The sequence below is a fragment of the Streptococcus sp. E24BD genome (genome assembly GCF_041807825.1).
GTDB classification, from domain to species: Bacteria; Bacillota; Bacilli; order Lactobacillales; family Streptococcaceae; genus Streptococcus; species Streptococcus entericus.
On the sequence record NZ_JBGTZB010000058.1, the window covers coordinates 1 to 6,601 of the forward strand.

Annotated in this window: 9 protein-coding genes and 1 pseudogene; all 10 read left to right on the forward strand. The window is 46.1% G+C overall.

What is annotated here, in order from left to right:
• On the forward strand, nt 1-494 hold a 494-nt coding region (locus ACERC5_RS09635; RefSeq protein WP_373660642.1), incomplete at its 5' end, for an LPXTG cell wall anchor domain-containing protein.
• 131 nt (nt 495-625) lie between these two features.
• A complete protein-coding gene (locus ACERC5_RS09640; protein WP_373659121.1) occupies nt 626-1,132 on the forward strand; it encodes an N-acetyltransferase family protein in 507 nt (168 codons plus the stop codon).
• A gap of 244 nt (nt 1,133-1,376) precedes the next feature.
• Nucleotides 1,377-1,649 (forward strand): DUF6440 family protein, encoded by a 273-nt coding sequence (locus ACERC5_RS09645; RefSeq protein WP_373660643.1) that lies wholly within the window; start codon nt 1,377-1,379, stop codon nt 1,647-1,649.
• Entirely contained in the window at nt 1,646-2,140 is a 495-nt protein-coding gene (locus tag ACERC5_RS09650) for a methylated-DNA--[protein]-cysteine S-methyltransferase (protein ID WP_373660644.1), read from the forward strand. The genes ACERC5_RS09645 and ACERC5_RS09650 overlap by 4 nt, the downstream gene beginning before the upstream one ends.
• Nucleotides 2,141-2,174: 34 nt before the next feature.
• Nucleotides 2,175-2,531 (forward strand): Spx/MgsR family RNA polymerase-binding regulatory protein, encoded by a 357-nt coding sequence (locus tag ACERC5_RS09655; RefSeq protein WP_373660649.1) that lies wholly within the window; start codon nt 2,175-2,177, stop codon nt 2,529-2,531.
• Nucleotides 2,509-2,889: a DUF2200 domain-containing protein gene (locus ACERC5_RS09660; protein ID WP_373660645.1), complete on the forward strand. Its 381-nt coding sequence runs from the start codon at nt 2,509-2,511 to the stop codon at nt 2,887-2,889. The genes ACERC5_RS09655 and ACERC5_RS09660 overlap by 23 nt, the downstream gene beginning before the upstream one ends.
• A 363-nt stretch (nt 2,890-3,252) precedes the next feature.
• A pseudogene (locus ACERC5_RS09665) lies at nt 3,253-4,379 on the forward strand (5-methyltetrahydropteroyltriglutamate--homocysteine S-methyltransferase).
• Nucleotides 4,380-4,396: 17 nt separating this feature from the next.
• Nucleotides 4,397-5,509, forward strand: coding sequence for a 5-methyltetrahydropteroyltriglutamate--homocysteine S-methyltransferase (locus tag ACERC5_RS09670; protein ID WP_373660646.1), 1,113 nt, complete (start codon nt 4,397-4,399; stop codon nt 5,507-5,509).
• The gene (locus ACERC5_RS09675; protein WP_373660647.1) at nt 5,509-6,015 is read left to right on the forward strand and encodes an ECF transporter S component; all 507 of its coding nucleotides are present in this window, start codon (nt 5,509-5,511) and stop codon (nt 6,013-6,015) included. Before ACERC5_RS09670 ends, ACERC5_RS09675 begins: the two co-directional genes overlap by 1 nt.
• A 12-nt stretch (nt 6,016-6,027) precedes the next feature.
• Nucleotides 6,028-6,417, forward strand: a complete 390-nt coding sequence (locus ACERC5_RS09680) for a DUF4430 domain-containing protein (RefSeq protein WP_373660648.1) — start codon at nt 6,028-6,030, stop codon at nt 6,415-6,417.
• Nucleotides 6,418-6,601: the final 184 nt, after the last annotated feature.

Sequence of the window (6,601 nt, forward strand, 5' to 3'; positions counted from 1 at the left end):
GTATTGTTTATGAGCCACAATCAACACCGGTTCCGCCAACGTCAGATTCAACACCAAATCCTGTTCCGACCCCAGGAACCCCTGGTCAAGGTGCCGACACTTCAAATCCTGGTAACCCAGGCATTAACCAAGGTAACACACCAGACACTGGTAATACACCAGATAAACCTGTGGACAAGGCTAAGTTGGCGACTGATTTGCTTAAAGCAATTGATGCATCCAACTTGACTGACGAGCAAAAAGGCGATTTGGCTGTCAAGGTGGCCTTCGCAGAAACTGAAGCTGAACTCGAAGCCATCAAGGCAGAAGTTGCTAAGCTTGTTAAAGCAACAAGCCAATCATCAGCTCCTGTAGCTTCAGCACTAGCCTCAGCGACAGTAGGTAAGAAGGGACTCCCTGCAACAGGCGATGTTCACACAGCTCTAGCCGCTGTCGGCGCAACAGCCCTCTTATCAGCCCTAGGCTTAGCCGGACGGAGAAGACGAGCTAGATAAGCTAATAAAAACTAGATTGGTCATGAACCAGTCTAGTTTTTTAGCAAATACACATTTAAGTTAGAAAACCTCAATTATGTTATAATAAAAAAAGATAGCTATTCAAAGCAGTAGTTTCAAAGGAGGATATTGTGGACATTAGACTGGCTTTCCCGAGTGAAGTTAATCAAATCATGGAAATTATTGGCGATGCGAGACGCCATATCGCTGGCTATGGGAGTGACCAATGGCAGGGCGCTTATCCTGACCGTGAAATCATTGTTGAGGATATCTTGCAAGGCTATGGTCAAGTTGCTGTGGTAGACGGTCGAGTAGCAGCCTATGTTGCCATGATGGGTCATGAGCTAGCTTATGACTGTCTATTGACAGGGAGTTGGAGACAGCCTGATAAAACTGATTATCTTACCTTTCATCGGATAGCGGTCGCGGAGGCCTTTCGTGGTCAAGGAGTCATCTTGGCCCTCTTGGAAGGTTTGATGGAAGTCCGTCAAACCAAAACCTTTCGTGCGGATACCCATCCTGCCAATAAAGCGATGCAGCATATTTTTACCAAGCTAGGATTTCAACAGGTAGGTATTGCTCAGTTACCAGATGGTGAACGGCTGGCTTACGAAAAGGTAGCTTCAGAAAAAGGGTGATGGTCTTTGCCTATGGCTGATCCATTTGACCAGTATAACGGTCTTTTGGCATAGTTACAATTCATTAGATTTAGACTAGGGTAAATAAACTTCTGGACAGATAAGCAGAGTGGCGGTCTACTACACAAGTATTCACTCACAAACTTCCAGCAGGTCTGCTGGTTAGCACTCAAGAAAATTACCGTGTCAGCGATAGCACTCTCGAGTAGTAGCTTTGGCTGCGATTTACCCACAGGATAGTCTTATGAATGAAGAAATTAAAAAAAGGAGCAGACAGATGTTGTTTGGAGGAATAGACGAAAAGGAAAGCAAGCGTGTGGAGAAAGAGGCGCGCAAGAAGGCTAGAGAGGCTCTTCGGGACCGGTTTGAAGTCACCTACTTTACAGTTCCTAGTGATAGTTTGGTGGGAACCTATAGTGTGCTGGTAGACAAGGAGACAGGCGTAGAGTATCTGTCAAATGGACATGGGCTGACGCCGCTTTTAAACGCAGAAGGCAAGCCAAAGGTGCGCCCGTGACTCTTGTCAAAGCTTGCTATGTGTCGCCCATCGGTGAACTTTCTTTGGTAGCTGATGAGACAGGCTTAGTCGGCGCTTGGTTTCTGGGGCAAGCTCACTTTGAGCGAGGGATAAAAGAGCCTGTAGAAATGGGAGATTCTGTCATCCTTCTGCAGGCAGTGGAATGGCTGGAGAGCTACTTTGCAGGCGAGGTGCTCGAAGTAGCTGTTCCCTTATCTCCTCAAGGTACTGCTTTTCAACAGCGGGTTTGGTCGGAGTTGGCAACCATTCCCTATGGACAGACCTGTACTTATAAGGCCTTAGCAGACCGCCTGCAATGCCGCTCTAGCCAAGCTGTTGGTGGAGCAGTTGGGAAAAATCCTCTGTCCATCTTCATTCCCTGTCACCGTATATTAGGAAGTGATGGGAGTTTGACGGGTTACGCAGGAGGCTTGGAGCGAAAAAGTTGGCTGTTGGCACATGAAGAAAGGATCTCCAAATCAACTGACTAGCTCGGCTATGAGACAACAGAAAGGAAATATCATGATCTATCTCTACTATGAATACCCTAAATGCAGTACCTGTAAGGCTGCTAAGAAAGAGCTGAACCAGCTGGGTGTGGCGTTTGAAGCCATTGACATCAAGGCAACACCTCCGACAGCAAGCCAGCTCAAGGAATGGATGGCAGCGACTGGATTGGAGCTAAAGAAATACTTTAATACCTCTGGCAACAGTTACCGTACCTTGGGGATCAAAGATCGTTTTGACAGTCTGACGGAGGAAGAAGCCTTGGCTTTGCTAGCGGCAGATGGCATGTTGATCAAGAGACCACTCCTCATCAAGGATGGGAAAATCCTGCAAATCGGCTACAAAACACCTTATGAAGAATTGGGGGTGCAGTAAGATGAGCCGTATCTACCAGATGAGTTTTGCTTCGGTCTACCAAGCCTTGGTCAATAAGGTGGAGCGAAAAGGCCATGCAGGTGCTGATGTCGCCCGAGTGACCGCTTGGTTGACAGGCTATAGCATGGAAGAAGTGAGCGATTTTCGTCAATCAGAAGTAACCTTTGGTGATGTCTTTAGACAGGCTCCTGCCTACCATCCAGACCGCACTTTGATTACTGGCAAGATTTGTGGGGTGCAGATTGAGGAGATTACAGATCCTCTTATGCAGGAAATCCGTCGTTTGGACAAGTTGGTGGACTGGCTGGCCAAGGGAAAAACGGTGGAAGAAACATTGGCTAAGTACACCGCTAAATAATAAAAATTGAGAGTGGGACAAAAATCGGTCATTCGTCAGAATTCGATGAGTCGTTAGTCCACCTCCGCACAGTTGAGTAGAGCTGTAAAAACTGATAAAATCAACGAATTAGAGCCAACTCGACCATTGTGCCTTGCTTGAAAATTAAAAATCACTTGAGAGGTTAGGACTTTTGTCCCAACCTCAATTTATTTATACTTGAAAAGTAATCCTGCTAGAGCAGCTAAGGCTCTTGGTTGAAGGCTCGCATTTTAGTTATAGCTAAAAACTATAACCAGCTCCATAAAAAGACTATTATGCAAACTATTTTTTGTCTGTTATAATAAATTCATCTTAAACATTAACCAAAAAGGGAGAGATGAAATTGTAAAAAAATACTTTGAACATGTTGGTAGTTTTTTGCGACCAGAGGCGTTGAGAGTAGCTCGCGAAGAGTTTACAGCAGGTAAAATTTCTGCTGAGGAGCTTACAGCGATTGAATATGAGGCCATCACAGAACTCGTCGATAAGCAGATTTCGGCTGGCTTGGAAAAAGTCACAGACGGTGAGTTCCGTTGTCTTTACTGGTACTTGGATTTTTTCTGGGGATTTAATGGTATCGACCATATCCAGGCAGCCGAGGGCTATAAGTTCCATGACGAGACGACCAAGGCTGACTCGGCCATCCTTTCTGGGAAAATCACCGGGCACAACCATCCGTTTGTTGAGCACTACAAATTTCTGGCTCAGCTGGTTGAGGGACGAGGTGTCGAAGCCAAATACACCATTCCAGCTCCTTCTCAGTTCTATTTTGAGTTGATTCGTGATGCTGAGCATGTGGCCAAGTTACAAGAGATTTACCCTGATGTTGAGGAGTTGCGTCGAGATATCCAGGCAGCTTATTTACAAGTGATCAATGATTTGGTTGTAGCTGGTCTCAAGACCCTGCAGGTCGATGACTGTACCTGGGGTGTCTTGGTTGATGACAACTTCTTAACGGCTTGGGGTGCCCTTCAAGGACAAACAAAGGATGAGGTGCGTGAGAGCCTTGCTCAGCTATTTTTAACCCTTAATAATAACGTCTATGAGCATGTGCCGGCTGGGCTCTTGGTCAATACCCATGTGTGTCGTGGGAATTACCACTCAACCTGGGCTCCTCAAGGGGGCTACAACCCAATTGCTAAGGAACTTTTGCGGACGAAGCAGCAAAGACCTACTTCCTTGAGTTCGACAACGAACGTTCAGGTGGTTTTGAACCATTGGCAGAATTCAAAGACCCTGAAAAGGTTGCGGTATTGGGGTTGATTACTTCAAAATTCCCAGAATTAGAAGACAAGGCAGCGCTCATTGAGCGCATCAAGGAAGCTAGTCAGTATATCCCGCTGGAGCAGCTCTGGATTTCTACCCAGTGTGGCTTTTCCTCAACGGAAGAAGGCAATATCCTGACTGATGAGAACCAGTGGAATAAGCTGAAACTGGTCAAAGAGGTTATTGACGAGGTTTGGGGATAGGACAGGAGGAATTACAGATGACAAAAAAATATTTTGAGCACGTTGGGAGCTTTTTGCGTCCTGAAGAATTAAAAACAGCTAGAGCCCAGTTTGCCGCGGGCGAAATCAGTCAAGAAGAGCTGACGGCTATCGAGGATCGTTTAATTACTGAGTTGGTCGATAAGCAGGTGGCGGTCGGTCTTGAGAAAATCACGGATGGCGAATTCCGTCGTGCCAACTGGCATGTGGATTTCTTCTGGGGATTTGAGGGCATTGAGCGGTCTCAGTACGGTGAGGGGCTATATTTTGCTGGTGTCGAGACCAATGACGACTCGGCGATTGTCACTGGTAAAATCAGCTTTAACAAAGCAACTCATCCCTTTATCCAACACTACCGCTTTATCAAACAGCTCGCTGATGAACGAGGAGTAGAGGCTAAGATGACTATTCCAGCCCCAGCCCAGTGTTTGATTGAATTGCAGCGCGGTAGCAATCTCGAGAAGGCTTTAGCAGTTTACCCCAACCCAGCTGATCTAGCACAGGACTTAGCAGCGGCTTATCGTCAGGCTATTCTAGCTTTTTATGACGAAGGGGCTCGCACCATTCAGTTGGATGATTGTACTTGGGGAGCTATCATGGACGATGAGTTCTTCCAGTCTGTCATTAAAGGCGTGGACAAAGATTTCTTGAGAGAGAATTTCTTGCGAATCAATAATACCGCCATCGTTGACCTGCCAGAAGACCTGCAAATCAATACTCACGTTTGCCGAGGCAATTACCAATCCACCTATCTGACTTCTGACCCTTATACCCCAGTAGCGGAAACCCTCTTTGGTCGTGAAAATGCGACAGCCTATTTCCTAGAGTATGACAACGACCGTTCTGGTGGCTTTGAACCGCTAGCAGAGTTCAAAAACCCTGACAAGGTGGCTGTCCTAGGTCTTGTGACGACTAAGGACGGTAAACTGGAAGACAAAGAGCAGCTGATTGCCCGCATCAAGGAAGCTAGCCAGCATATCCCGTTGGAACAGCTCTGGTTGGCAACCCAATGTGGTTTTGCCTCAACAGAAGAAGGAAGCATTTTGACTGATGAGGACCAGTGGAACAAGCTGAAACTGGTCAAAGAGGTCATCGATGAGGTTTGGGGCTAATGAATACCCGTCGTCTGGCTCAAATTGCTTTACTATCAGCCCTTAGCGTAGCGCTTCGCTACGCTTTTGGCGCTTTTTCAAACATCAAACCAATCACCGCCATATTTCTCGTCCTATCCATTACCCTAGGTCTAGCAGATAGCCTGATGGTGATGGCATTGACCATGGTGGTCACCTCCTTTATTTTTGGTTTTGGTCCTTGGGTGCTCTGGCAGCTACTGGCCTACGGGGTGGTTCTATTTTTGTGGAAAATGCTGTGCTACCCCTTAACAAAGTCTTTAAAATCTGCTACAATAAGAGGAGTTGCTCAATCCGTTCTGGCTGGGCTGATGGGGATTTTATACGGTCTGGTGATTGATAGTGTGTCTGCCTTGTTCTACCAAATGCCAATCTGGGCTTATCTGCTCAACGGTATTAGTTTTAACCTGGCGCATGCGATCTCAACAGCCTTATTTTATCCGATTATTGTTACTATTTTTGCTCGACTAGAGCAACTAACCCACTAAAGGAGACCTCCCATGAAAAAACGACTATCATCTATCCTTGCCTTGATGGCAGTGCTCAGTTTGACAGGCTGTGCAGCTGTGCGATTGGAACAAGAAAAAACGATACCAACAACAAGTCAGGTGTCAGAACAAATGGTACAGCTGGTCGTGAAGACTGGCGAAACACAGACAGAACAATCGGTTCCACTCAAAGAGGGCGAGACAGTACTTGACCTCTTGAAAGCTCATCACGATGTTGAAGAAACCGATGGCTTTGTTACGGCCATTGACGGTGTTAAGCAAGACGAAGCTGCTAAACTTTACTGGATGTACAAGGTCAACGATGTGATGGCAGATAAATCTGCGGCAGAACTGACACCAAAAGCCGGGGATGTGATTGAATTTTACCAAGAAAAATTTTAAATCGTTTTATCGCACCCGATCGGTGCGATTTTTTAAGGTTGTGTAATACTTGACGAAATAAAAAGCCCAGCTTCCTTCTTGAACCGCACCCCAAAAGTTAGACAGATAATCTAACGAATGGGGTGCTTTTTTATGAAATTGAGCTACGAAGATAAATTAAATCTCTATGAGCTAAGAAATAAAG

Bases quoted from the DNA above. Each gene is read 5' to 3' on its own strand.
- ACERC5_RS09675 (WP_373660647.1), top strand. From the start codon at position 5,509: ATGAATACCCGTCGTCTGGCTCAAATTGCTTTACTATCAGCCCTTAGC.
- ACERC5_RS09660 (WP_373660645.1), top strand. From the start codon at position 2,509: ATGAAGAATTGGGGGTGCAGTAAGATGAGCCGTATCTACCAGATGAGT.
- ACERC5_RS09680 (WP_373660648.1), top strand. From the start codon at position 6,028: ATGAAAAAACGACTATCATCTATCCTTGCCTTGATGGCAGTGCTCAGT.
- ACERC5_RS09645 (WP_373660643.1), top strand. From the start codon at position 1,377: ATGAATGAAGAAATTAAAAAAAGGAGCAGACAGATGTTGTTTGGAGGA.
- ACERC5_RS09670 (WP_373660646.1), top strand. From the start codon at position 4,397: ATGACAAAAAAATATTTTGAGCACGTTGGGAGCTTTTTGCGTCCTGAA.